Annotated in this window: 21 protein-coding genes and 2 tRNA genes; 16 read left to right on the top strand and 7 right to left on the bottom strand. The window is 73.3% G+C overall.

The window, feature by feature from the left end:
- Positions 1–57: 57 nt before the first annotated feature.
- Positions 58–651 (bottom strand): histidine phosphatase family protein, encoded by a 594-nt coding sequence (locus AB0L45_RS02530; RefSeq protein WP_365835261.1) that lies wholly within the window; start codon positions 649–651, stop codon positions 58–60.
- Positions 652–966: 315 nt separating this feature from the next.
- Here AB0L45_RS02530 and AB0L45_RS02535 point away from each other — a divergent pair, with 315 nt between their 5' ends.
- From AB0L45_RS02535 to AB0L45_RS02565, 7 genes are all read left to right on the top strand, one after another.
- Positions 967–2037 (top strand): phosphatase PAP2 family protein, encoded by a 1071-nt coding sequence (locus AB0L45_RS02535; RefSeq protein ID WP_365835263.1) that lies wholly within the window; start codon positions 967–969, stop codon positions 2035–2037.
- On the top strand, positions 1997–3295 hold the full coding sequence (locus AB0L45_RS02540; protein ID WP_365835635.1) for a hypothetical protein: 1299 nt from the start codon (positions 1997–1999) through the stop codon (positions 3293–3295). The genes AB0L45_RS02535 and AB0L45_RS02540 overlap by 41 nt, the downstream gene beginning before the upstream one ends.
- The gene (locus AB0L45_RS02545) at positions 3286–4935 is read left to right on the top strand and encodes a hypothetical protein (RefSeq protein ID WP_365835265.1); all 1650 of its coding nucleotides are present in this window, start codon (positions 3286–3288) and stop codon (positions 4933–4935) included. Before AB0L45_RS02540 ends, AB0L45_RS02545 begins: the two co-directional genes overlap by 10 nt.
- Positions 4936–4961: 26 nt before the next feature.
- The gene (locus tag AB0L45_RS02550) at positions 4962–6320 is read left to right on the top strand and encodes an AAA domain-containing protein (protein WP_365835637.1); all 1359 of its coding nucleotides are present in this window, start codon (positions 4962–4964) and stop codon (positions 6318–6320) included.
- Between the two features lie 382 nt (positions 6321–6702).
- Complete coding sequence (locus tag AB0L45_RS02555) at positions 6703–7089, top strand: hypothetical protein (protein ID WP_365835267.1); 387 nt, start codon at positions 6703–6705, stop codon at positions 7087–7089.
- A gap of 287 nt (positions 7090–7376) precedes the next feature.
- A complete protein-coding gene (locus AB0L45_RS02560; RefSeq protein WP_365835269.1) occupies positions 7377–8150 on the top strand; it encodes a hypothetical protein in 774 nt (257 codons plus the stop codon).
- Between the two features lie 150 nt (positions 8151–8300).
- Positions 8301–8374 (top strand) — tRNA-Lys (locus tag AB0L45_RS02565).
- A gap of 74 nt (positions 8375–8448) precedes the next feature.
- On the opposite strand, the gene AB0L45_RS02570 is transcribed toward AB0L45_RS02565, so the two are convergent.
- Positions 8449–9675 (bottom strand): M6 family metalloprotease domain-containing protein, encoded by a 1227-nt coding sequence (locus AB0L45_RS02570; RefSeq protein WP_365835271.1) that lies wholly within the window; start codon positions 9673–9675, stop codon positions 8449–8451.
- 265 nt (positions 9676–9940) lie between these two features.
- Between AB0L45_RS02570 and AB0L45_RS02575 the strand changes: the two genes are divergently transcribed.
- Positions 9941–11968 carry an EAL domain-containing protein gene (locus AB0L45_RS02575; protein WP_365835273.1) on the top strand — a complete coding sequence of 676 codons (2028 nt, stop codon included), beginning with the start codon at positions 9941–9943 and terminating at the stop codon, positions 11966–11968.
- A gap of 81 nt (positions 11969–12049) precedes the next feature.
- Here the strand turns inward: AB0L45_RS02575 and AB0L45_RS02580 are convergent, their stop codons facing one another.
- The 3 genes from AB0L45_RS02580 to AB0L45_RS02590 all read right to left on the bottom strand — a co-directional run bounded on the left by AB0L45_RS02580 (position 12050) and on the right by AB0L45_RS02590 (position 15176).
- The gene (locus AB0L45_RS02580; RefSeq protein ID WP_365835639.1) at positions 12050–13123 is read right to left on the bottom strand and encodes an LLM class flavin-dependent oxidoreductase; all 1074 of its coding nucleotides are present in this window, start codon (positions 13121–13123) and stop codon (positions 12050–12052) included.
- Positions 13124–13346: 223 nt separating this feature from the next.
- Positions 13347–14087, bottom strand: coding sequence for a decarboxylase (locus tag AB0L45_RS02585; protein WP_365835275.1), 741 nt, complete (start codon positions 14085–14087; stop codon positions 13347–13349).
- Positions 14088–14246: 159 nt separating this feature from the next.
- On the bottom strand, positions 14247–15176 hold the full coding sequence (locus AB0L45_RS02590; RefSeq protein ID WP_365835277.1) for a decarboxylase: 930 nt from the start codon (positions 15174–15176) through the stop codon (positions 14247–14249).
- A gap of 207 nt (positions 15177–15383) precedes the next feature.
- On the opposite strand from AB0L45_RS02590, the gene AB0L45_RS02595 reads away from it, so the two are divergent.
- Together AB0L45_RS02595 and AB0L45_RS02600 are read left to right on the top strand one after the other, a co-directional pair.
- Complete coding sequence (locus AB0L45_RS02595; RefSeq protein WP_365835278.1) at positions 15384–16349, top strand: D-2-hydroxyacid dehydrogenase; 966 nt, start codon at positions 15384–15386, stop codon at positions 16347–16349.
- 56 nt (positions 16350–16405) lie between these two features.
- Positions 16406–17830, top strand: a complete 1425-nt coding sequence (locus AB0L45_RS02600) for an amidase (protein ID WP_365835280.1) — start codon at positions 16406–16408, stop codon at positions 17828–17830.
- Here AB0L45_RS02600 and AB0L45_RS02605 read toward each other — a convergent pair.
- Positions 17811–18311 (bottom strand): DUF3830 family protein, encoded by a 501-nt coding sequence (locus AB0L45_RS02605; protein ID WP_365835282.1) that lies wholly within the window; start codon positions 18309–18311, stop codon positions 17811–17813. The two genes, AB0L45_RS02600 and AB0L45_RS02605, sit on opposite strands and share 20 nt — an antisense overlap.
- A 270-nt stretch (positions 18312–18581) precedes the next feature.
- On the opposite strand from AB0L45_RS02605, the gene ehuB reads away from it, so the two are divergent.
- From ehuB to AB0L45_RS02635, 6 genes are all read left to right on the top strand, one after another.
- Positions 18582–19511 carry an ectoine/hydroxyectoine ABC transporter substrate-binding protein EhuB gene (gene ehuB / locus AB0L45_RS02610; RefSeq protein ID WP_365835284.1) on the top strand — a complete coding sequence of 310 codons (930 nt, stop codon included), beginning with the start codon at positions 18582–18584 and terminating at the stop codon, positions 19509–19511.
- On the top strand, positions 19508–20239 hold the full coding sequence (gene ehuC / locus AB0L45_RS02615) for an ectoine/hydroxyectoine ABC transporter permease subunit EhuC (protein WP_365835286.1): 732 nt from the start codon (positions 19508–19510) through the stop codon (positions 20237–20239). The genes ehuB and ehuC overlap by 4 nt, the downstream gene beginning before the upstream one ends.
- Positions 20236–20889 (top strand): ectoine/hydroxyectoine ABC transporter permease subunit EhuD, encoded by a 654-nt coding sequence (ehuD, locus tag AB0L45_RS02620; protein WP_365835288.1) that lies wholly within the window; start codon positions 20236–20238, stop codon positions 20887–20889. The genes ehuC and ehuD overlap by 4 nt, the downstream gene beginning before the upstream one ends.
- Complete coding sequence (gene ehuA / locus AB0L45_RS02625) at positions 20879–21703, top strand: ectoine/hydroxyectoine ABC transporter ATP-binding protein EhuA (protein ID WP_365835290.1); 825 nt, start codon at positions 20879–20881, stop codon at positions 21701–21703. The genes ehuD and ehuA overlap by 11 nt, the downstream gene beginning before the upstream one ends.
- Positions 21704–21981: 278 nt before the next feature.
- A complete protein-coding gene (locus AB0L45_RS02630; protein WP_365835292.1) occupies positions 21982–22740 on the top strand; it encodes an IclR family transcriptional regulator C-terminal domain-containing protein in 759 nt (252 codons plus the stop codon).
- A gap of 139 nt (positions 22741–22879) precedes the next feature.
- Positions 22880–22953 (top strand) — tRNA-Lys (locus tag AB0L45_RS02635).
- A gap of 67 nt (positions 22954–23020) precedes the next feature.
- On the opposite strand, the gene AB0L45_RS02640 is transcribed toward AB0L45_RS02635, so the two are convergent.
- Positions 23021–23608, bottom strand: coding sequence for a lytic polysaccharide monooxygenase (locus tag AB0L45_RS02640; RefSeq protein ID WP_365835294.1), 588 nt, complete (start codon positions 23606–23608; stop codon positions 23021–23023).
- Positions 23609–23792: the final 184 nt, after the last annotated feature.

Genomic DNA, 23792 nt, shown 5'->3' on the forward strand with positions numbered 1-23792 from the left:
GCGGTCGGGGGGACGGGGCGGGGGGGCGGAACGATGGGCCTACGGGGCCACCGGACCTCAGCCCAGGTGCCCCGTGTCGTTCCAGCGCTCGATGGCCGGTTCCCCGTAGGCCCAGCCCAGGACCGACAGGGACGTCGGCTCCAGGCGGATGCGGGCGGCGAAGGAGACGTCCAGGCCGAGCCAGCGGGCGCCCAGGGAGCGCAGGATGTGGCCGTGCGCGAAGATCAGGACGTCCCGGTCGGCCGAGCGCGCCCACTCCACGACCTCGTCGGCCCGTGCCGCGACCTCGGCCAGCGTCTCGCCCTCAGGGACGCCGTCGCGCCAGATGAGCCAGTCCGGGCGCCCGGCCTTGATGTCGGCGGGCGTCAGGCCCTCGTACGCCCCGTAATCGACCTCCATGAGCGCGTCCCAGTCCCGCGCACGGTCGCCGAAGCCGGCCAGCTCGCAGGTCTCCTTGGCGCGCACCAGGGGGCTGGTGCGGACCTCGACGTCCGGCAGGCCGTTCCAGGGCGCGCGGTGCAGCCGCTCCCCCAGGAGCTTGGCGCCGCGGCGGCCCTCCTCCAGGAGCGGAATGTCCGTACGGCCGGTGTGCTTGCCGGACAGGGACCACTCCGTCTGCCCGTGCCGGGCCAGCAGAATGCGCGGTGCCATGGGGAATACCTCTGGCCGATTGCTCGGCTCTTCCGTCCTCGGAGCCCGTTTCGGGGCTGTTGCTGCTCGTGTGTGCCCGATCGGCGCTGATCCGGGTCCGGCTCCCGTCGCCTTCGGGCGGTGGCCGTCCGTTCCATCATCGCGCATCGTTCCGGTACGCCCGCTGCCCCTCCCCGCCGGGAGCATCGCGCCGTACGGCGTACGGTGGAGGGTCGGCGTCTTTCCGCGCCGACGGGTGCCGCACCGCGCCGCACCCCCTCGCACCAGGCCCGCGACCGATCCGCCACGGGCCGCGCAGCTTGGAGAACGACCAGGATGGACGCCGTAGCGCGCCGCCCAGCGGCAGCCGGCAGCAGGCTCCGGTGGTGGACGGAACTGCCACTGCTGGCCCTCGTGTACGTGGCCTACTCCGCGGGCCGCCTCGTGGCCCGCGGTGACGCGCACACCGCCGCGGAGCACGGACGGACGATCCTGCGGTGGGAGGAGCTGCTGCAGCTGGACCCGGAACGTGCGCTGAATCGTCTCTTCACCGCCACGCCCGCCCTCGGCGTCCCCGCCGACTTCGCGTACGCCTCGCTGCACTACCTGGTCACGCCCGCGGTCCTCATCTGGCTGTGGAACCGGCGCCCCCGGCACTACCGGACGCTCCGTACGTGGCTCATGCTGGCCACCCTCATCGGGCTGATCGGCTTCACGCTGCTGCCGACCGCGCCACCGCGCCTGCTGGAGGCGGGCAGCGGGTTCGCGGACACCATGGCGCAGTTCTCCTCCTACGGGTGGTGGGGCGCCGACGCGAGCGCGCCGCGCGGGCTCGGCGGCATGACGAACCAGTTCGCGGCGATGCCCAGCCTCCATGTGGGGTGGGCGCTGTGGTGCGGCGTGGTGCTGTGGCGGCACGGCCGGTCGCGGGTGACGCGGATCCTGGGGGTGGCGTACCCGCTGCTGATCGTGCTGGTGGTGATGGGCACCGCCAACCACTACCTGCTCGACGCGCTGGCCGGTACGGCCGTGATGGGGGCGGGCCTGCTGCTGACACGCCCGGCGCTGCGGCTCGCGGACAGGGTGCGTGGACGGTTCCGGAAGGACGGGGACGGGGCCGGTGCGGGGGCGGGCGACGCGCCTCTCCCGGCCGCGGCGGTCGGCCCCGGCGCCGGTGCGGAGGCGGGCGACGCGCCTCTCCCGGCCGCGGCGCGTGGCTCCGGCGCCGGTGCGCCGCGCGATCTTCCGGCCGCCGGGATGCCGGGGGCGCACGCGAATGTCAGTGGCGGATGCCAGACTTCCGCGGGTGAACGTTTTCCGCGACAGCCGACCCGCCGCGGCCGACCGGCCGCCGGAGCCGCCACCGCTGCCGCAGCCGACGACGGGGCTGCGACAGCGGCTCGGTGAGCTGCGCGGCCCCGGCGTACGGCCGCGGCCCCTGGACGCCCGCGCGCTCGCCGCGCTGGCCGCCAACCCCGGCTGCCGCCGCCGCGCGCTGCTGGACGGCGCGGGCGTCGACAAGGCGGCGCTCGCGGGTGCCCTCGGGTCGCCGGCTGCCTACGGGCAGTCGCAGTTCGCGCTGGCCCGGGGCAACTCCTTCGAGGCCCGCGTCAAGGCCGACGACGGCGCGGACCTGATGCGGCTGCTGTACGAGCGGACGGGCGGCGGCGCGGCGGCCCCCGAGCCCGGCGGGGTCGCCGTCCCCGACCTGTCCGCCGCCGGTCCCGAGGGGCGGGCCGCCCGTACGGCTCTGGCGCTGCGCGAGGCGACGGCCGCCGGCGGCTGGACGCTGCTGGACCACCCCCTGCTCACCCTCGACGTGGCCGGCTCGCCCGCCTACCTGGAGCCGGACGCGGTCGTGGTGCGTCCGGACGGCGGCTGGACGGTCGTGGAGATCAAGTCCTTCCCGATGATCGACGGTTCCGCCGATCCGGCCAAGGTGGGCGCGGCGGCCCGCCAGGCGGCGGTGTACGTGCTCGCGCTGCGGCGGGTGGCCGGGCAGGTGCTCGCCAGTACGGGCCGTGCGGTGACGGTGCGGGACCAGGTGCTGCTGGTCTGCCCGAAGGACTTCGCGAACCTCCCCACCGCCGAGGCCGTCGACATCCGCAAGCAACTGGCGACGACCGAGCGGCAGTTGCGGCGCCTGACCAAGGTCGAGGAGATCGCCGGGCAGCTCCCGCCCGGCACCACCTTCGACCTGCGGCTCGCGGACGACGGGAAGACGGTGACGCGGTCCGCCGCCGAGCTGGCCGAGGCGGTCGAGTCCGTGGAAGCGGCGTACGCACCGGAGTGCCTGGCCGCCTGCGAGCTGGCGTTCCACTGCCGGGAGCGGGCGCGGGCGGCGGGCGCCGTGGAGTCGCTGGGCCGCGGGGTGCGCGGTGAGCTGGGCGGGCTGCGTACGGTCGAGGAGGCGCTGGCGGCGGCACGTACGGGGGGCGCGTGGGGCGGCGTGGGCGCGGCGGACGGGCTTGCGGGCGCGGCCGCCCACCCTCTGGGCGCGAACGCGGGCGTGGGCACGGACAAGGGCACGGGCACGGAGGAGGGCGTGGCCCCCGACGCGGACGCTCCCGCCGTCGAAGCGCTGCGGCGGGCGGCGGCCCTGCGCGCCGAGGCGCTGGCCGCCGCCGGACGCGGCGGTGCCGGGGAGGGAGCGGCATGGCGTTGATCGAGGTACTCGCCAGGATGGAAGCCGTGGCGGCGGGCCGCGCGCAGCCGCTGACGACGGTGCGGCACCGGCATCTGTCCGCGCGCCCGCTGGTCTTCGTCCCGCTGACCACCTCGGGTGAGGCGGGCGCCCCGCTGGGTGCGCTGGTCGGCACCGACCGCGAGAAGCCGCTGCTGCTCGCCGTGCCACAGCCGCGCGACCGTGACCTGCGGTTCGCGTTCCTCGCCGAGCTGGCCGAGACCGTCCTGCCGTACGTGGACGGGTACGCGGACACCGTCGAGCTCGAAGAGCGCAAGGAGACCGACCCCGAGACGGGCAAGAAGGTCCCGGTCGAGGTGGAGCTGTGCGCGGACGCGCCGCAGGTGATCGTGCCGAGCGCGGCGGGCGTGGCGTACGTACGGCTGCTGGGCCGCTCCATGCGGTTCCGGCGGACCGCCGAACAGGAACCGGACACTCCGCATCCGGCGCCGCCTCATGTGCCGCTGCTGGGCCGCTGGTTCACGCACTTCGGGGAGCGGGCCCGGGTGCCGGGCGCGAGTCTGCTGCTGCCGATGACCGGTCTGCTCGCCCGCCACTGGGCGACCGGCCAGAGCAACCTGGAGGACCAGCACCTGGGCGCGCTGCTCGCCTGGATCGACCCTCCCGAGGGCGAGCACGGCGCGACGGCCGCGCGGCGCGCGGAGACGGCCCGGGACGCGGACGGCCAACTGCTGTGCCCGCCGGCCGGCCCGGCCACCGACCCGGCCTTCGACAACAAGCGCCTCGCCCCGGCGATGGCGCGTTACGACGCGGGGCTGCCCGGCGCCGAGGACGAGATCCGCGCGCTGGTCGAGAGCCAGCTGCGGCCCACCTGGGACGCCGTGTGGCACGGCATCGACCTGCTGCGGGCCCTGCCGGAAGGCGCCCGGGTCGCCGACCGGTGGAAGCGCGACCGCTGGTCGTACACCGCGCACCGCGACCGGGTACGGGCCGGTGAGCCGCCGCAGCCCAAGCGGGACGACGCGATCACGGCCGCCCAGAAGCTGTCCTCCCGGGAGACCGCGCAGGCGCAGCTCGACGCGCAGGAGGCGCTGGACGACCCGCTGGTCATGGCGGGCCGACGGCTCGCCGGGGAGGCGCTGGCCGGTGAGGTGACCGGCGTGGAGATGGCGTATTCGGACGGCAAACGGCCGATGCCGCGCCCGCTGGTGACGCTCTGGACGGACGACCGGCCGCAGCTGACCGAGGGCGGCAAGCTCTACCGTCCGCTGCCGGACGGGAAGGCGCAGCCCGCCGAGTTCGTGGCGTACGTGACGGGCGGGACGGGCGGGACGGGCGGGACGGGCGGGACGGGCAGCCTGCCGAACGATCCGACGAGCGCCCCGGCGAGCGGCCCCGCAGCCAGCCCCGCACACGCCCCTCTGGGCCTGATCATCCGCCTGACCGGCGGCATGGGACGCGGCAAGGCCCCGGAACCCGGGTCCGTGCCCGAGCCCGGTGACCGGGTGTGCTGGACACTGTTCGAGCATCAGCCGCGCGGCGGGCCGGAGCTGCCCGAGCCCGAGGACACGCCGTGGACGCACGGCGGGCCGCCCGCGGCCGACGCCGCCGTACTGCCCGTGGACCAGCCCGACCCCGTCACCGCGGAGGACTTCCTGTGACCGAGGCCCGCCCCGCGTACCCCGGCGTGCCCGCCGCCCGGCGGCCGGACGGCGGGGCGCCCTTCGACCCCGGCGCGGCGGCGGCCGAGGCCACCGACGCGATCGTGCACAGCACCCTGCACGGCGCGCACCGCGGTGTCGTCGTCGACTCGCCGCCCGGCGCGGGCAAGTCCACGCTGGTGGTGCGGGCGGCCCGGGAACTGGCCGCGGCCGGACGCCCGTTGATGATCGTCGCGCAGACCAACGCGCAGGTCGACGACCTGGTCCTGCGCATCGCCGAGAAGGACCCCGAGCTGCCGGTGGGCCGGCTGCACAGCAGCGAACCGGGCGCGTTCGACCCGGCGCTCGCGGAGCTGCCCGCCGTGCGTACGTCGGCCAGGATCGCCGACCTGGCCGGGCTGGACATCGTCGTCTCGACGGCCGCCAAGTGGGCGTACACGAAGGTCGACGAGCCGTGGCAGCACGCCATCGTCGACGAGGCGTACCAGATGCGCTCGGACGCGCTGCTCGCCGTCGGCGGCCTGTTCGAGCGGGCGCTGTTCGTGGGCGACCCGGGGCAGCTGGACCCGTTCAGCGTGGTCGGCGCCGAGCAGTGGGCCGGGCTCGCGTACGACCCGTCTGCCAGCGCCGTGACCACCCTGCTCGCGCACAATCCCGGTCTGCCGCAGCACCGGCTGCCGGTGTCGTGGCGGCTGCCCGCCTCCGCCGCGCGGCTGGTCTCCGACGCGTTCTACCCGTACACGCCGTTCCGCAGCGGTACGGACCACGGGGACCGGCGGCTCGCCTTCGGGGTGCCCTCCGACGGCTCGGGCGTGGACCGCGTGCTGGACGAGGCCGCCGAGTCCGGCTGGGGCCTGCTCGAACTGCCCGCCCGCCACACCCCGCGGACGGACCCGGAGGCGGTGCACGCCATCGCGCGAGTGGTGCGGCGGCTGCTCGACCGGGGCGGCGCGGCGACCAGCGAACGCGGCCCCGACCCCGTGCCATTGACCGCCGACCGGATCGCGGTCGGCACGGCCCACCGCGACCAGGCGGCGGCGGTACGGGCCGCGCTGGCCGGGCTCGGCGTCGGCGGCGTCGCGGTGGACACCGCCAACCGCCTCCAGGGACGGGAGTTCGACGTCACGGTCTTCCTGCACCCGCTGTCCGGCCGCCCCGACGCGACCGCCTTCCACCTGGAGACGGGCCGGCTGTGCGTGCTGGCTTCGCGCCACCGGCACGCCTGCATCGTGGTCTGCCGCGCGGGCGTTCCCGAGCTCCTGGACGAGCACCCTTCGGCGGAGCCCGTCCAACTGGGCGTCACGGTCAAATTTCCGGATGGTTGGGAGGCCAACCATGCGGTCCTGGCGCATCTCAACGAGCACCGGGTGGCCTGGCATCCCTGACCGCCGTTCCGAGGCCTGCTCGGCAAGGGGCCAGCACGGCGCCGCCCGGCCCGCCGGACGGAGTCCGGCACACCGCCGCGGGCGGCCGATGGAAACAGCCCCGGACGGCTGGGAAGCCAACCATGCGGTCCTGGCGCATCTGAACGAGCACCGGGTGGCGTGGCGGCCGTGAGTGACGGCGCGCGGTGACCGGAGCGGCGCATTGCCGCCGTCGTGCGCCGCGTACGGTCGTACGGTGGCGGTGCGGGCGCGGAGCAGGGGCGCGCGGCACGCGGCGCGCTGCTCCTCGGTGGGCGGACGAGCCCCTGTAAGGGCGCGTCCCCAGGCGCACTTGCGCAGCGCGGGACAATGGAACGCGGCACACGATCCAGGAGGTACGTACATGTCCGAGCCGCAACCGGCTTCCGACCCGCGCGGGGCCGCCTCCGCGCCCCGGCGCCTGAAACCGGCTCCGCTGCTCTTCGAGCCTCCGGAGGCCACGTCCGACCCCGAGCACTTCTTCGACCTGGAGTCCATCGAGGATCCCAAGGAGCTGCTCGCCCGCTCCACCGAGCTGACGCTCGCCTTCCGCGCGGCGGCCGACCGGGCCACGGAGTTCCAGGCGATGGCGGCGGCCCACCTCGCCGACCCGCGGCGTTTCGACCGGCTGCCGCTCTCCGCGATCGCGGAGCGCGCCGACTGGACCGAGGACTACACGGCGAAGATGGTCGAGTTCGGCCGCGGCCTGCTGCGCAGCGGCGGGGGCAGCCGCCTCGACGCGACGGACTGAACGGTTCACCTCCGGCGCCGCGCGGCCTCAGGGCCCGCCGCGCCCCCACCCATACCCGGCTCAAGGCCGCCGCGCCCCCACCCGTCCCCGGCTCAGGGCCCTCCGCAGGCCCCGGTCCACTCCCTGCACGCCGCACGCCGCATGCCGGCGGCCCATGACCCCGCACCTCGCCGATCATGGGCCGCTGGCATATGCGGGCGCGGGAACATACCCCACACCGCCCCGGCCTGTCCCGATTTCGGCCATTCCGCAGAAACGGAACACCTCGTACCGGTAAACCAGGGTTCATGACCGACTGGCCCTCCGAGCACCCCCGCCGTCCCGCCCCCGCCACCTTCCACACCGCGGCGTACGTCACCCTCGCCGGCGCCGACTGGCTCGCCTCCGCCGACCCGTACCCGGAGAGCGTGCACGCCCGGTGGGCAGCGCGCCCGGACGCCCCGAGCACGCTCCCGTGCGGCACGGTCTTCGACGTGATCAACGCGCCCGCGCTCTTCGGCCGCGACCTGGTGGACCGCTTATGGACGGCGGGGCCCGGCTCCGGCCCGGTCGCCACCCACCGCGGCCGCATCCTGCTGTTCGCCGAGCCGGGGACGGCCCGGCGACTGCCCGCCCTGCTCGCCTGGGAGGAGTGGTCCGGGTCCGTACCACCCCTGCTCTGCCACGGGCCCGGCGACGCGGTGACCGTGCCGCCCCTCTTCCCGCGCCGGCCGCCCCAGCCGCTGCCGGAACCCGCGCACACCACCCACCCGGCCCAGGCCGCACTCCCCACTCAGAGCCCCACCGCTCAGAAACCCACAGCTCAGGGCCCCACCACGCAGAAGCCCACAGCTCAGGGCCCCATCGCCCAGGACCTCACCGCCCAGGACCCCACGCCCCAGGACCCCACCCCCCAGGACCTCACCGACTCCCGCTGGCTGGTCGCCCCGGACGTACGCCACCCCTGGCTCCCCGGCCCCGGCGCCCTCCTCTGGGCCTGCATACGGGCCGCCCGCCGCGCCACCACCACGACCGGCACCCCCACAGCCGCCACCACCACCCGAACGCCACCCCCCATGTGACCAGCACCACCTCCGCCCCCGCCTCCGGAACCGGGCCCGCCCAAGGCCCCGGGCCCCGCACACCCCCCGCACCCCCCGGCACGGCACAGCCTCCGCGGAATCGATTTTTGCGCCGCCCGATCAGGATGCTAATGTTTTCCACGTCAGCAGGCGCCGCTAGCTCAGTTGGTTAGAGCAGCTGACTCTTAATCAGCGGGTCCGGGGTTCGAGTCCCTGGCGGCGCACCGACAGAAGAAGGCCCCCACCTCGGTGGGGGCCTTCTTCATGTGCGCCCTCCTTCGTGTGCGCGGGCAGCCGCTCAGCCGCTCCGCTCCACCTTCACCGTCCAGTCCCCCGAGGACGAGCGTCCGTACACCTGCACCCGCACTCCGTCCTCGGCGTCGTCCAGGCTTTCGCCCGCGCCGAGCGGCGCATCAGCAAGCTGGGGGAATACGGAAGTCCCCCAACACGCCTCGGTACCGGGGTGACCGTCCAGTACCTCCACCGGGCCGCTCCCGGACGCGGTCTCGCTGTGCACGCGGTAGACCAGGACGCCCTCGGCGCAGACGTCGTGATCGTTGCCCACCGCGCCGCGCGCCTCGACGGCCAGCGCGCTGCGCGGACCGGTGCGTACGACCAGCAGCCGCGCCCGCCGGCCGTCGCCCGGCCCCATGGGGGCGGACAGCGGCCGCAGGGTGTGCACGGAGGAGCGCCGGTCCCCGGCGAGGGAGACGCACGTCACCTGGCGGTCGCCGAGCCAGCCGACCTTCCACTTGTGCCAGCCGAAGGGGTCGGGGGCCAGCCCGAACTGGCTGCCCATGAGGTCCCAGTCGCCCACGTACGTGTCCCAGTCGCCCTTGCCGTCCTGCGGGCGGTGGTAGAGATCCGGCAGGTCGAAGACGTGGCCGGTCTCGTGGGCCAGCACGTTGCGGTCCGGCGGGCTCTGCTCGAAGACGGTGACGAACCGGCTGAGGTCGGCGTCGTCGGCGCGCAGCGGCCGGTCGAGGTTGACGACCTTGGTGGCGTCGGAGTCGACGCCGGCCGCGTCCGGGTCGGCCACGAGGTAGACGATGTCGTAGCGGCTGAAGTCCACCGAGCCGTCGGCGGCGGCGACCGCGTCGCGCAGGTAGGCGACGCGGCGGCCGGCGTCCCAGTCCCGGCGTATGCCGTACGTGCCGGCCGGCTGCGGCATCCGTACCCAGCGGCGCTGGGTGTCGGGGCGCAGGGTGAAGCGGCCGTAGGACGCGCGCTCGAAGAAGCGGGAGGTGGCCGGGAAGTACTCCCCGGCCAGCTCACGGGGGTCGGTGACCGGCTGGGAATCCGGGAAGGACAGGAAGACCATGACGGCGCGGAGGGCGCGGACGGGACGGGGGTAGGCGCGGTTCCAGGTGTCCAGGCCTTCGGAGTGGTGGGCCTCGCTGCGGGCCAGGGCGCAGGGCAGCGCCCCCTCGGACGCGGTGGCGGGGCCCGAGATGACGGAGGTGGCTATGACCGCGCTGAGGGAGGTGGCCACCGCGGCCACCCGGCGCAGTACGTGCCGGTCCACCTCCGGAGGTTGCTGGGCGCGGGGCACATCGACCTCCCGGTACGGATTCGGAGCACCCTCACCACCTTGTGATGGTTTGCCGGGTTCCGCCCTGTTCCGGGGCCCCAGACGAGTGACCGGCCCAACTCCCCACCCCGTAACGGAAAGTCACTATCGATCGTTGACCGGATACGCACGAACACAGCCGGACGGAAATGGCCAAACTTCCGCCACGGGTGCCGATGATCACGGTTGGGCCGCTGGATAGGCCCTTGCGGCAGCCTCTATGATCGCCACACTTTCCAGCGCGGATTCCCCCCTCCATCACGAGACAAGCGCCATGCGGGAGCGAGCAGTGAGCGGATACCCCGGCGGCACGGGCCGCGCGCCCGGAACGACGCTCTCCGCGGTGACGGAGCGTAATGAACCGACCAATGAATCCGCCGGAGGCCCGGACGACGCCTCCGGCCCGGACCGCACCGGCGGCCCCACCGCGGCCGACGGACACCCCCGGCCCGGCCCGCCCGGCGCACCACGCACCGGCGCCCGCGGCGAACCCGACGCCGGCGACGGCTCGGCGGCCTCGCTGCGCGACTACCGCGCCGCCTTCCGGGCCGCACGCGCCCCGCTGGCCGTACTGAACCGCGACGGCCTGATCCTCGCCGCCAACCCCGCCTTCGGCGAACTGGTCGGCGCGGCGCCGGACGACCTGGTCGCGGCGACCGCCGCCGACCTCACCGAGCTGGGCACCGACCCGCGCATCTGGGCCGCCTACCGGGAGGTGCTGCGCGGCCACAGCGACCGGCTGCGGTGCACCCGACGGCTCAAACATCCCGACGGGCAGTTCCTGTGGGCCGAGGTGACGGTCGAGCCGCTGCCGGACGAGGACTGCGTCCTGCTGTCCGTGGCCGACATCAGCGACCGGCACGACCTGCTGGCCCGGCTGCGCCACCTCCAGATGCACGACCCGGTGACCCGGCTGCCCAACCGCGCGCTGTTCTTCGAGCGGCTGGCGGGCGCGCTGGAGTCGGCCGCCTTCGAGCAGCACGGTACGGGCCGGGTCGGCCTGTGCTACCTCGACCTGGACGGCTTCAAGGCCGTCAACGACACCCTCGGGCACCGCGTCGGCGACCGGCTGCTGAGCGCGGTGGCACAGCGCCTGACGCACTGCGCCGAGAGCCTGGCCGAACGCGGCGCGGTACGCGGCGGCAGCGGCCACCTGGTGGCGCGGCTGGGCGGCGACGAGTTCGCGCTGCTGGTGGAGGACTCGGCCGGCACCGAGCAGCTCGCCGAACTGGCGCAGCGCGTGCTGGACGCGCTGCAACGGCCGTTCGACCTGGCCGGTCAGCGGCTGTCGGTCTCGGCGAGCATCGGCGTCGTGGAGCGGGCGGCGACCGGCACCACCGCGACCGGCCTGATGCAGGCCGCGGACACCACGCTGTACTGGGCGAAGGAGGACGGCAAGGCCCGCTGGACGCTCTTCGACCCGGAGCGCAACGCGCACCGGATGACCCGCCAGGCGCTGTCCAGCACGCTGCGCCCGGCGGTGGACCGCGGGGAGTTCACGCTGGAGTACCAGCCGCTGGTCGGGCTCGGTGACGGGCGGGCGCAGGGCGTCGAGGCGCTGGTGCGCTGGCGGCATCCGCAGTTCGGCACACTGTCGCCGAATCGGTTCATCGGATTGGCGGAGGAGAACGGCTCGATCGTCGAACTGGGCCGCTGGGTGCTGGCCCGCGCCTGCCACCAGGCCCGCGCCTGGCAGCTGGCCCGCCCCGGCGCGGAGCCGCTGTTCGTCAGCGTGAACGTCGCCGTACGGCAGGTGTGGGACTCCGACCTGGTCGCGGACGTGGCGGGCATCCTCGCCGAGACCGGGCTGCCGCCGGCCCTGCTCCAGCTGGAGCTGACCGAGTCGGCCGTGATGGGGTCGGCCGGGCGCCCGCTCCAGGCGCTCCAGGCGCTGAGCGAGATGGGCGTACGGATCGCCATCGACGACTTCGGGACGGGTTACTCGAACCTGGCGTACCTCAGCCGGCTGCCGGTGTCCGTACTGAAGCTGGACGGCTCCTTCGTGCGCGGGTTCCGCTCGCAGGAACACCCGAACCCGGCGGACGAGACGATCGTGGAGGCGCTGGTGGCGCTGGCGCACCGGCTGGGCCTGACGGTCACGGCGGAGTGCGTGGAGAGCGCCGAACAGGCGGAACGGTTGCGCCGTATCGGCTGTGACACCGGGCAGGGGTGGCTCTACTCCCGTCCGGTGCCGCCGGACCGGGTCTGCGATCTGATCGGAGCGGGACGGCGGCAGGCCGGCGCGTAGCAGCGGCCGAGGGAGCGGGCGGGCCGGCGCGCTCCCCCGCCCGCTCCGATACGTCCGTCCGCTTCCCCGGCGGCCCGGGCGTCACCCCGTCGGCAGCCCGTACGCGTCCGCGATCAGCTCGTACGAGCGCAACCGGACATCGCCGCCGTGCGCGTTGGCCGTGATCATCAGCTCGTCCGCGCCGGTGCGCTCGGCGAGGCCGTCCAGGCCGGCGCGGACCGCGTCCGGCGTGCCGTGGACGATGTTGGACAGCCAGCTGTCGACGAAGTCCCGCTCCATGCCGCTGAACGGGTACGCCGCCGCTTCCTCGGGGCTGGGCACCAGCCCGGGACGCCCGGTGCGCAGCCGGATCATGGACAGCGCGCCGGTGAGGATCTGGCGGTGCGCCTCCTTCTCGTCCTCGGCGGCCAGCGCGGCGACGCCGATCAGCGCGTACGGCTCGGACAGGACGGCGGAGGGGCGGAAGGACTCGCGGTACAGGTCCAGCGCGGGGATGGTGTTCGCCGCCGAGAAGTGGTGGGCGAAGGCGAACGGCAGGCCCAGGCGGCCCGCCAGCTGGGCGCTGAAGCCGGAGGAGCCGAGCAGCCACAGCGGCGGCCGGTGCGCCGACTGGACGCCGCCCGGGGAGGTCGCCTGGACCGGTCCCGGCACCGCGTGGATACGGCTGTACGGGTGCCCGTCGGGGAAGTCGTCGTCCAGGAAGCGGGTCAGCTCGGCGAGCTGCTGGGGGAATTCGTCGGCGCCTTCGTGCAGCCGCTCGGTACGGCGCAGTGCGGCGGCGGTCGCGCCGTCGGTACCGGGCGCGCGGCCGAGGCCGAGGTCCACGCGCCCCGGGGCCATCGCCTCCAGGGTGCCGAACTGTTCGGCGATCACCAGCGGCGCGTGGTTGGGCAGCATGACGCCGCCGGAGCCGAGCCGGATGCGGTCGGTGTGCGCGGCGAGGTGCGCCAGCAGGACCGCCGGGGACGAGGAGGCCACGCCGGGCATCGAGTGGTGCTCGGCGACCCAGTAACGGTGGAAGCCGCGCCGCTCGGCCGTGCGGGCGATGCCGACGGCGGTCCGTACGGCATCGGAGGCGGTGTGCCCGGCGCCCACGGTCACCAGGTCCAGTACGGACAGGGGCACGGGCGCGGTGCCGAGGGCCGCGCCCCGGATGCCGTCGCCGTTGCGGGCGTCGGCCCGGTGGTCGGCACCGGCCGGGTGGCCGGCACCGGCTCCGTTCCCGGCACCGGTCCCGTTGCCGTCGTGGTCCCGGATCTCGTCGTGGTCGCCGCTCACGGTGCGGGCCCTCCTCGCGTCGCTGGTCTGCCGGGAGAACAACCGGAGTACTTCTCCGGTTATTCCCGAGCGCGCGAGGCAGGCCCTCGGACGGCCCCCGTCACCCCACCTCGGACGGCACCGACGACCCCGCGAACAGCGTGCCCAGCGCCGGACAGGCCACCGTACGGTCCAGCAGCCGCAGCCCCTCCCAGGCGGTGACCTGGTTGGCGGTGAGCACCGGCTTGTGCAGTTCCTCCTCGATGGCGGGCACGTACCCGGCGGTGTGCAGGGCCGTGTCCGGGAGCAGCACCACCTCGGCGTCGGGATGGTCCCCCGTACGGGCGAGCAGCAGGACCTCCTCCAGGCCCCACGTGCCGACCTCGGCGGCGGTGATGATCCCGCTGCCGCGCGTCGAGACGACTTCGGTGCCCGCGGACTTCAGGAAGGCGCGGAAGCACTCGGCGACGTCGTCGGGGTAGGTCGCGGCGATGGCCACCCGCCGGGCGCCGAGGGCCCGTACGGCGTGCGCGAAGGCGAAGGACGTGCTGGAGGCGGGCAGCCCGGCGGTGGCCGACAGCTCACGCACCTGCTTCTGGGCGCCCTCCCAGCCGAAGACGAAGCTGGCGCTGGTGCAGGCCCAGACGACGGCCTCGGCTCCGCGGCTCTTCAGCTCGGCGACGCCGGCGGCGAGCCGGGCGGCGGAGCCCATCTCCAGCAGCGCGTCGACGCGGTGGGCGTCCTCGCCGATGTCGGTGTGGACCAGCGGCAGGCTCAGGCCGTTGCCGAGGAGTGCTTCGAGCCGGGGGTAGTCGTCCTCGGCGGAGTGGCCGGGGTAGAGGAAGCCGACCGTGGATGCCATGCACGTCTCCTGACGGGGTGGGGTGATGCGTGTGGGGGTGCGCGCCGCGGTGCGCGCGCCCTCCCGTGCGTAGGTGCGCGGGGCGCGCGGGTGGACGCGGGGTGGGGTGCGGGAGGGAACGGGCCGGGGCGGCATCCCGCGGGGCGCCGCCCGTACGGGTCACAGCGGTACCGGCGGGCCGGGCTCCTCCGGGGGATGGAAGGGCGGCACGTCCGGTCCGTCGGCCGGCTCCGCCTCGGACGAGGGGACCGCCGACCCGGCGAACGCCGCTTCGGACAGGCCGCTCCGCCTCGGCATCCCGGCCCCTTCCTCCGGGGCCCAGGAGGCGGTCATGGAGGCCGGTCCGCGTCTGGCGACGGGGTCCACCAGCGCTTGGTACGGGCCGACGGCCTCGGCCCCGATGGCCCGCAGGGAGGCCCACATCGTGACCTGGTTGGCCGACAGGACCGGCATCCGCAGTTCGGCCTCCAGCTGCGGGATGACGTCGTACGTCGGCAGGTTCGTACAGCTGATGAACAGGGCGTCGGCGGCGCCGACGACGGCCTGGCGGGCCATGTCGACCACGTCGCGGTACGGCACCTTCCAGATGTGCCGGGTCAGGCCCAGGTAGGCGCGGCCGGTGACGGTGACACCGGCTTCCTTCAGGTACTCCTCCAGGGAGTCGGTGACGGACTTGGTGTAGGGGGTGACGACCGCGATCCGCCAGGCGCCGATCTCGCGCAGCGCTTCGAGGAGCGCGCCGGAGGTGGTGAGCGCCGGGAGCCGGCCCCCCGCCTGGGCCATGGCGGTGCACATGGCGCGCTCGCCGGCCATGCCGCCGACGAAGCTGCCCGAGGTACAGGCGTACGAGACGACCTGCGGGGAGACGGCGCACAGTGCCTGGACGGCGGCGTGCAGGGTTTCGTGTTCACTGACGAGGCGGGCCAGGTCGAGGCTCACCTCGACGGGTACAAAAGGGGTGCGGGTGAGGTGGAGGGACACATCGTCGGGGATCCAGCGCCACAGCTCGCGGTCCAGGGCGAAGTCGAACGGAGCGACGACACCCACACCGAGCTGAGGCTTCGGTCCCCCCAGAAATGAGACGTCCATGATGCCCCCAGAAGAGCGAAGGGCTGGCAAGGGCAAGGCCATTGGCCAGGGGTTTGGTGCGACCGGCACAAGCCGGGGACGTCGGGACAGAGCCGTTGTTGACACGGTAGTTACGACTTCTTAGCGTGGTCAATCCTCGCATCTCAGGCATCTGTCGGCGCCTCCTTTCATTCAAAGGGGCTCACGTTTCAGAACGGTTTCTGGCCTATGTCCGAAAGCACCGTCCTCGTCCTCGGCTCCGACCCGCCCCCGAAACTGGACCGGCTGGCCGGCCGGGCCCGGCTGGTGTACGCCGACGACGAGACCTTCGCCGACCAACTTCCGTATGCGGACGTGGTGTTGGCGTGGAACTTCACCTCCGACGCGATCCGGGACGCCTGGCCCGGCGGCGGCCCGCGACCCGTTTGGGTGCACACCGCGAGCGCGGGCGTGGACCGGCTGATGTGCCCCGAGCTGGCCGCGGACGAGACCCTGGTGACCAACGCGCGCGGCGTCTTCGAGCAGCCCATCGCCGAGTACGTGGCCGGCCTGGTGATCGCCATGGCCAAGGACTTCTACGGCAGTTGGGAGCTCCAGCGGCAGCGGCGCTGGCGGCACCGGGAGACACTGCGGGTGGCGGGCAGCCGCGCCGTCGTGGTGGGTTCGGGGCCGATCGGCCGGGCCATCGGCCGGACGCTGCTGGCACTGGGTGTCAGAGTGGAGCTGGTCGGGCGGCGGGCGCGTACGGACGATCCCGACTTCGGCCGGGTGCACGCGAGCGGCGCCCTGCACGGCCTGCTCGGCACGGCCGACTGGGTGGTGTGCGCGGCGCCGCTGACCGAGGAGACGCGCGGCATGTTCGACCGGGCCGCGTTCGGCCGGATGCGGCAGCGGGCCCGCTTCATCAACGTGGCCCGGGGGCCGCTGGTCGTCGAGGACGACCTGGTGGCGGCGTTGCGGGAGTGGCGGATCGCGGCGGCGGCGCTGGACGTCTTCGAGCACGAGCCGCTGACCGCGGACAGCGCCCTGTGGGACGTGCCGCACCTGATCGTCTCCCCGCACATGAGCGGCGACACGCTGGGCTGGCGGGACGCGCTGGCCGAGCAGTTCGCGGACAACTTCGACCGGTGGGCGGCGGGCGAGCCGCTCACCAATGTGGTGGACAAGCGGCTGGGCTACGTACCGGGCTCCTGATCTTCCGGGACCGTGGGGGCGGAGTGTTCGCGCAGGGTTCGTGGAGGGAGGTCGGGATGGCTGAGGTGACGGATCTGGCCGACTGCTCGGCGGTGCGGCTGGTCGCCGGGTACGCGGCGGGCGAGTTCTCGCCGGTCGAGGCGGTGCAGGCGGTGATCGAGCGGGCCGGGTGGGCGCAGGAGCGGGTGAACGCGTTCACCCGGATCGACGCGGACCCGGCGCTGGCCGCGGCGAAGGAGTCCGAGGAGCGGTGGCGGTCCGGGCGGCCCGCCGGACTGGTGGACGGGGTGCCGGTCACGGTCAAGGACCTGCTGCTGACCCGTGGCGTGCCGACGCTGCGGGGCTCGCACACGGTGCGCGAGGAGGGCGCGGTCTGGGACGCGGACGCGCCATCGGTGGCGCGGCTGCGCGAGCACGGCGCGGTGTTCGTGGGCAAGACCACCACGCCCGAGTTCGGCTGGAAGGGCGTCACGGACAGTCCGCGGCACGGGGTGACGGGCAATCCGTACGACCCGTCCCGGACGGCGGGCGGTTCCAGCGGCGGCAGCGCGGCGGCCGTGGCGCTCGGCGCGGGGCCGCTGAGCCTGGGCACGGACGGTGGCGGGTCGGTGCGCATCCCGGGGTCGTTCTGCGGGATCTTCGCGCTGAAGCCGACGTACGGGCGGGTGCCGCTGTATCCGGCGAGTCCGTTCGGGACGCTGGCGCACGTCGGGCCGATGACCCGGGACGCGGCGGACGCGGCGCTGCTGATGGACGTGATCACCGGGTCCGACTGGCGGGACTGGTCGCAGCTGGCGCCGCAGGAGGGGTCGTTCCGGGACGGGCTGGAGCGGCCGGTGGCCGGGCTGCGGGTGGCCTACAGCCCGTCGCTCGGCTGGGACGTGCCGGTACGCCCGGAGGTCGCCGCGGCGGTGCGGCGCGCGGTGGACCGGCTCGCCGAGCTGGGCGCGCACGTGGAGGAGGCCGACCCGGGCGTCGCGGACCCGGTGGAGGAGTTCCACACCCTGTGGTTCAGCGGCGCGGCGCGGGTCGTGCAGCACCTGAGCCACGCGCAGCGCGAGCTGCTCGACCCGGGGCTGCGGGAGATCTGCGCGGAGGGCGCGCGGCGCAGCGCGCTGGACTATCTGGCGGCGGTGGACGTACGCATGGCGATGGGCGTGGCGATGGGGCGCTTCCACGGCACGTACGACCTGCTGGTGACGCCGACCGAGCCGGTCACCGCCTTCGAGGCGGGGGCCGAGGTGCCGGCCGGGTCCGGGCACACCCGCTGGACGGGCTGGACGCCGTTCACGTACCCGTTCAACATGACGCAGCAGCCCGCCGCGACCGTGCCGTGCGGCGTGGACGGGGACGGGCTGCCGATCGGGGTGCAGCTGGTGGGCGCGCGGCACGCGGACGCGCTGGTGCTGCGCGCCGCGCACGCCCTTTTCACTTCGGGCGCCGCTGACCTGCCCGCGCCGGCTAGGCCCGGCGGAAGCTGAGGGTCTCCCCCAGTGCGCCGGCGCGCCACAGGTCCTGGCAGGCGTCGGCCATCCGGTCCAGGCCATCCACCACCGAGCCCCACACGATGCCCGGCACCCAGCCCGCGTCACCGTTGATCAGCAGGTTGTTGCGTTCGTAGAACAGCGCGAGGTCGACGACGGTGGCGCGGCCCTGGTGCTTGGCCTGGCTCTCGTAGCCGTACGAGGCGGTGCCCAACTGGGTGTCGGTGAAGGTGAAGTAGCACAGGTCACCGGGGATGGGCGTGATGGTCGGGTTCTCCAGAGGGGGCTCCTCCGGGGCGAACGGCGGGACGAGGGCGTAGATCTCGTTACGGGCGTACTTGGCGTGGTAGACGTCGCCGCCGAGCGGCAGCGCGTCCCAGACGGCCTTGCAGGTGACCGGCGCGCGGTCGTCGAGCAGCTTGGCGGTGCAGCTCACGCCCCGCTTGTCGAGGGAGACTTCGAGGAAACGGTCGACCATTTTTGCCTCCTTACGGTGCTTTGCGGCTCCATGGTGGACCAGCGGGCGGCACGATGCACACGGCACCTCCGTACGCGGTACCCGGCATCTTCCCCACGGCTCACATCCGCTGCCGACCGTCGTCAACAAGCCACGCCCGTAACGGGTTTGACGCACCCGAACGGGTGTCGTATGCACGCGTGTCCGGCGTGCGCCACGGCTCCGCACCGCTTACATCAAGGGCCGGAAACGATTGGCATATTTTCAACGAGTTCGGGTAATCGCGCGCCCATGGCTCCACCACAGGGGAACAGCTCAGGAAACACCGCATCAGGGTTCCGCCGCCGCTCACTGCTCGCAGGAGCGGCGGCGCTGGGTTTGTCAGGGGCGCTGGGAGCGACCGCAGGGTGCTCGCGCGTGGACGTCACCGGAGCTACGGACGGGGGACACCTGCTCGACGACCTGCGCGGCAGGGGTGTCGTACGGATGGGCATCGCCAGCGAGCCGCCGTACGCGTCGATCGACGACCAGGGCGAACTGACCGGCGAGGCACCCGCCGTCGCCAAGACCATCTTCCAGCGGCTGGGGGTGGCGGGCTTCGAGCCGGTGCCGGTGGAGTTCCAGGCGCTCGTGCCCGGCCTGCACTCCTTCCAGTACGACGTGATCGTGGCCGGCATGTTCATCAACAAGGCCCGCTGCCAGGCCGTGCTCTTCTCCGACCCGGACTACGAGTCGAAGGACGGCTTCCTCGTGCCCAAGGGCAACCCGAAGAAGATCACGTCGTACGAGGACGTGGCCGAGGGCGGCCTGCGGATGGGCACCGGCATCGGGTACGCGGAGATCGACTACGCGGTCGGCAACGGCGTCGCCAAGGGGAAGATCCAGACGTACGGCGACCAGATCGCCGGCATGGAGGCGCTGGAGGCGGACCGCATCGACTGCTTCGCCGGAACCGCGCTGACCATGCGGGAGGCGCTGAGGACCGGCAAGCACCCCAAGGTGGAGATGACCGAGCCCTTCACGCCGGAGGTGGACGGCAAACCCCAGCGGGACGGCGGCGGTTACGGCTTCCGGATCGGCGAGACGACGCTGCGGGACGCCTTCAACCGCGAGCTGCACCAGATGAAGAAGAGCGGCGAACTCCTGCGCATCGCCCGGCCGTTCGGGTTCACCGAGGAGTTCATGACCGACCTCACGGCGAAGGAGCTCTGTGCCCGGTGACCGGAGCGTTGTGGGAACTGTTCTTCAAAGGGGTCTGGATCACCGTCCAGCTGATGGTCTACAGCGCCGTGCTGGCCGCCGTCGTCGCCTTCGGCATCGGCATGGCCCGCTCCTCGCGGCTGTGGATCGTGCGCTTCCTGTCCGGCGTCTACGTGGAGTTCTTCCGCGGCACCTCGGCACTGGTCCTGATGTTCTGGCTGTTCTTCGCGCTGCCGCTGCTGGGCTGGCAGCTGGCCGGCCTCTGGGCGGGCACCCTGGCGCTCGGCCTGTCCTACGGGGCGTACGGCTCCGAGGTCGTACGCGGCTCCATCCAGGCGGTGGCGCCCGCCCAGCGTGAGGCGGCCATCGCGCTGAGCTTCACGCCGTGGCAGCGGATGCGCAAGGTCATCCTGCCGCAGGCCGTACCGGAGATGATGCCGCCGTTCAACAACCTGCTGATCGAGCTGCTCAAGGGCACCGCGCTGGCCTCGCTGCTGTCGATCGGCGAGCTGACCTTCCAGGCCAAGCTGGCCCGGCTCTCCACGGGCCAGAGCGCCCAGGTCTACGGGATCATCCTGATCCTCTATTTCGTCATCGCGTTCGTGGTCACCCGGATCATGCGCCTCCTGGAACGCCGGGCCAAGGCGTCCATCGGCCGCGCGCCGGAGAAGTCCGGCTGGTTCTCGCGCCGGCTGCCGATCACGGAGCACGGCCCGCAGGTGAGCACCGCCCCCGGAGGTAAGCCGTGAACAACTGGTCATGGGAGTACGTCGGCGACATCCTGCCCGACCTGCTCGACGGCTTGCGGATCACCTTGCTGGCGACGCTGCTCGGCTCGCTGGTGGCGTTCGCGCTCGGCCTGGTGTGGGCCCTGCTGCTGCGCTCCCCCAGCCGCTGGGTGACGTGGCCGGTCAGCGTCTTCGTCGAGTTCATCCGCAACACGCCGCTGCTGGTGCAGCTCTTCTTCCTCTTCTTCGTGCTGCCGGGCTGGGGCCTGACCTTCGACCCGCTGACCACCGGCGTCATCGGCCTGGGGCTGCACTACTCGACGTACACCGCCGAGGTCTACCGGGCGGGCATCGACGGTGTCCCGGAGGGCCAGTGGGAGGCGGCGACGGCGCTGAGCCTGCCGCGCCGGCGCACCTGGACCTCGGTGATCCTGCCGCAGGCGTTCCGCCGGGTGGTCCCGGCGCTCGGCAACTACGTCATCGCGATGTTCAAGGACACGCCGATGCTGGCCGCGATCACCGTCGCGGAGCTGCTCTTCCAGGCGAACAGCATCAGCGCGACCACCTTCGACTACATGGAGCCGATCACGGTCGTCGGCGTCCTGTTCGTCGTGATCTCGTACCCCACCTCCCTTCTCCTGCGAGTCCTGGAGCGTCGCCTTGTCCGCTGACAGCACCCCCACCGCGCCCGCGCAGCCCACGGTCGGCGCCGAGGAGGACGGCCCCGAGCTGGTCCGCTTCGACCGGGTCACCAAGCGCTTCGGCGCGCACACCGTCCTGGACGCGCTGGACATGACGGTCTACTCCGGCAAGCACGTGACGCTGATCGGCCCCTCGGGGTCCGGCAAGACCACGATCCTGCGGCTGCTGATGACGCTGCTGAAGCCGGAGGAGGGAAAGATAAAGGTCGGGGACGCGTACCTGACCCACGAGGAGAAGAACGGCAAGCTCGTGCCGGCGAGCGAGAAGCACTGCCGGGAGGTGCGCAAGAACATCGGGATGGTCTTCCAGCAGTTCAACCTCTTCCCCAACATGAAGGTGCTGCGCAACATCACCGAGGCGCCGGTGCACGTCCTGGGCCTGGACAAGGAGGCCGCCGAGGAACGGGCCCGCGGGCTGCTGGACCTGGTGGGCCTGACCCAGCACATCGACAAGTACCCGTCGCAGCTCTCCGGCGGCCAGCAGCAGCGGGTCGCCATCGCGCGCGCCCTGGCCATGCGGCCGCAGGTGCTGCTGCTGGACGAGGTGACCAGCGCGCTCGACCCGGAGCTGGTGGCCGGCGTGCTGGACGTGCTGCGCGACATCGCCCACACCACCGACATCACCATGCTCTGCGTGACGCACGAGATGAACTTCGCGCGGGACATCTCCGACTGCGTGATGATGTTCGACCAGGGGCGGGTGATCGAATTCGGGACGCCGGAGAAGATCTTCAGCGAGCCGGAGAACGACCGCACCCGGGAGTTCCTGAGCGCGGTTCTCTGAGGCGCGGCGCGGCGCCCGGGGGCGGCTGCGGCCGCGCTCCGGGCGCCGTGTCCGGCCCTGCCGCACCCCCGGAATGACGTGGGCATATGCCGTTGGACCACGCCCCAGTACAGATGCGTGGCTGGGCCCCCTTTTCGGTCAAGACCCCCTCCGGCGGGCGGCTTTGCCCGCTATCGTGGTACGTGCCTCGCCGCCCGGGAACGGCCGGTTCTGTTCGACCACCGTGACCGCCGGCGACGGCATCGACGCAAACGGTCACAACCTGCTAGGGGGACACCGTGGCGCTGAAGCCCGAGCCGACCGCGCCGTTCCACTCGGTGCAGTACGCCCTCCGCGTGCTCGAAACCGTCGCCCGGCACGCCGACGGCGTGTCGGACGTCCAGATAGCCCGCGAGACCGGGCTGCCGGCCGGGCACCTCGCCCACATGCTGGCGATGCTGCGCCGCGAGGGCTATGTCTCGCAGGTCGCCGACGGTGCGTACGTCGTCGGCGAGTCGCTCGTCCTGCTCGGCTCCGGCGGCGGCCGCGAGGAGGCGCTCCGCGACAAGCTGCAGCGCACCCTCGTCGAGCTGCGCGACTCGGTGGGCGCGGCGGTCTACATCAGCCGCTACATCGACGGCGAGGTCAAGATCCTGCACTACGCCGACGGACCGCGCGCCCCCAAGGTCAACGAGTGGGCGGAATTCCGCCGAACGGCACATGCCAGCGCGGTCGGCAAGTGCCTGCTGGCGCAGCTGGACCACGACGGCCGGATGGACCACCTCTCCCGCCACAAGACCGCCCGGCTGACCTCCCGCACGATCACCAACGAGAAGGTGCTCTTCCACAAGCTGGACAGCCAGCCACCCACGGTCCCGATGCTGGACCTCCAGGAGTACGCGGTGGGCACGGTCTGCGCGGCCGTACCGATCACGGCGGGCTCCACGGTCGGCTGCCTGGCCCTGTCGCTGCCGCTGGAGCACGCCCACCGGCTGCGGCAGGCCGCCGACACGCTGAACCGGCGGGCAGCCCCGGTGCTGCTGTCGCTGACGCTCTGATCCCGGGGGCCCGGAGACCCGGTGCCCCAGCGGCCCGGCGGCGCCTGCCGGGGCCCGGAATTCCGGCCTCCGGCGGGGGCCGCCGGTGCGGTGGTCGGAAGCACCCCTTCGGACCAGGTAGTATTTCTTTTGTCAGCGCGCGCCGCTAGCTCAGTTGGTTAGAGCAGCTGACTCTTAATCAGCGGGTCCGGGGTTCGAGTCCCTGGCGGCGCACCTGAGAGTGGGCCCCCGAAGCACAGCTTCGGGGGCCCACTCGCGTTTCTCCGTGCCGCGGCGGCGCTCAGTACTGCACGTCCGAGCAGGCGTAGAACGCGTTGGCGGTGTCGGCGATCGTCCAGACGCCGACGATCAGGTGCCGGCCGCTCTTCCCGCCGGGCAGTGTCCCCTGGTGCGTGTAGGTGTAGGGCGGCTGCTGCCCGTTGTAGGGGACGGTCAGGAACGGGGCGGGCTCCAGGTCGGCCCGGGTAAGGGGGCGGCTGGGGTTCCAGCCGTTCCTGGTGATGTAGTAGCGGAAGTCCGTGGTGCGGTGCGGGGCGGTGAAGCGCCAGCGGAAGGTGTACGAGCCCGCGCTCACCTGGGTGGCCGGCCACTGGCCGCCGCGCGGGTCGTCCAGCTCCTTGAAGCGGCTGTTGCCGCCGGAGCAGATCTTTCCGTCGGCGGGGCCCGCGGCCGGGAAGCCCTTGGGGCCCTCGACGCTCTGCGGCTCCCACTGGATCGCGCCGCAGTTCTTCACCGTGCCGTCGGCGCACAGTTTCTGTCTGCTGATGGGGGCGTCGGTGTAGCCGTGGCTGCCCGCGCCGCTCGTCGACAGGACGGACGCGCCGATGACGCCCAGACCGATGACGGCCGTGCTGATCCTTTTGCGCATGGGTCGCTCCCGGAACATGAGGGGGTGGTTCCTGCGAGCCGAGTGCACTGCGGTCCAGACCAACCAGCAGAATATTCCCGCCGGTCGGTGCTGCCTAGGGGAGGCGGGCCGGCTGATACGGACCGGGCGCGGCAGGGAGCGAGGGGTGCGGGCGGCGGGAATCCGGCGGAGGGGCCTCCCCGGA

Origin of the sequence: Streptomyces sp. NPDC052496, from assembly GCF_040679095.1 — a bacterium.
GTDB lineage: Bacteria > Actinomycetota > Actinomycetes > Streptomycetales > Streptomycetaceae > Streptomyces.

Excerpts from the sequence above, each read along its gene's own strand:
- AB0L45_RS02530 (WP_365835261.1), bottom strand. The coding sequence starts at position 651 with ATGGCACCGCGCATTCTGCTGGCCCGGCACGGGCAGACGGAGTGGTCC.
- AB0L45_RS02535 (WP_365835263.1), top strand. The coding sequence starts at position 967 with ATGGACGCCGTAGCGCGCCGCCCAGCGGCAGCCGGCAGCAGGCTCCGG.
- AB0L45_RS02545 (WP_365835265.1), top strand. The coding sequence starts at position 3,286 with ATGGCGTTGATCGAGGTACTCGCCAGGATGGAAGCCGTGGCGGCGGGC.
- AB0L45_RS02555 (WP_365835267.1), top strand. The coding sequence starts at position 6,703 with ATGTCCGAGCCGCAACCGGCTTCCGACCCGCGCGGGGCCGCCTCCGCG.
- AB0L45_RS02560 (WP_365835269.1), top strand. The coding sequence starts at position 7,377 with ATGACCGACTGGCCCTCCGAGCACCCCCGCCGTCCCGCCCCCGCCACC.
- AB0L45_RS02575 (WP_365835273.1), top strand. The coding sequence starts at position 9,941 with ATGATCGCCACACTTTCCAGCGCGGATTCCCCCCTCCATCACGAGACA.
- AB0L45_RS02585 (WP_365835275.1), bottom strand. The coding sequence starts at position 14,087 with ATGGCATCCACGGTCGGCTTCCTCTACCCCGGCCACTCCGCCGAGGAC.
- AB0L45_RS02590 (WP_365835277.1), bottom strand. The coding sequence starts at position 15,176 with ATGGACGTCTCATTTCTGGGGGGACCGAAGCCTCAGCTCGGTGTGGGT.
- AB0L45_RS02595 (WP_365835278.1), top strand. The coding sequence starts at position 15,384 with ATGTCCGAAAGCACCGTCCTCGTCCTCGGCTCCGACCCGCCCCCGAAA.
- AB0L45_RS02600 (WP_365835280.1), top strand. The coding sequence starts at position 16,406 with ATGGCTGAGGTGACGGATCTGGCCGACTGCTCGGCGGTGCGGCTGGTC.
- AB0L45_RS02605 (WP_365835282.1), bottom strand. The coding sequence starts at position 18,311 with ATGGTCGACCGTTTCCTCGAAGTCTCCCTCGACAAGCGGGGCGTGAGC.
- ehuB (WP_365835284.1), top strand. The coding sequence starts at position 18,582 with ATGGCTCCACCACAGGGGAACAGCTCAGGAAACACCGCATCAGGGTTC.
- AB0L45_RS02640 (WP_365835294.1), bottom strand. The coding sequence starts at position 23,608 with ATGCGCAAAAGGATCAGCACGGCCGTCATCGGTCTGGGCGTCATCGGC.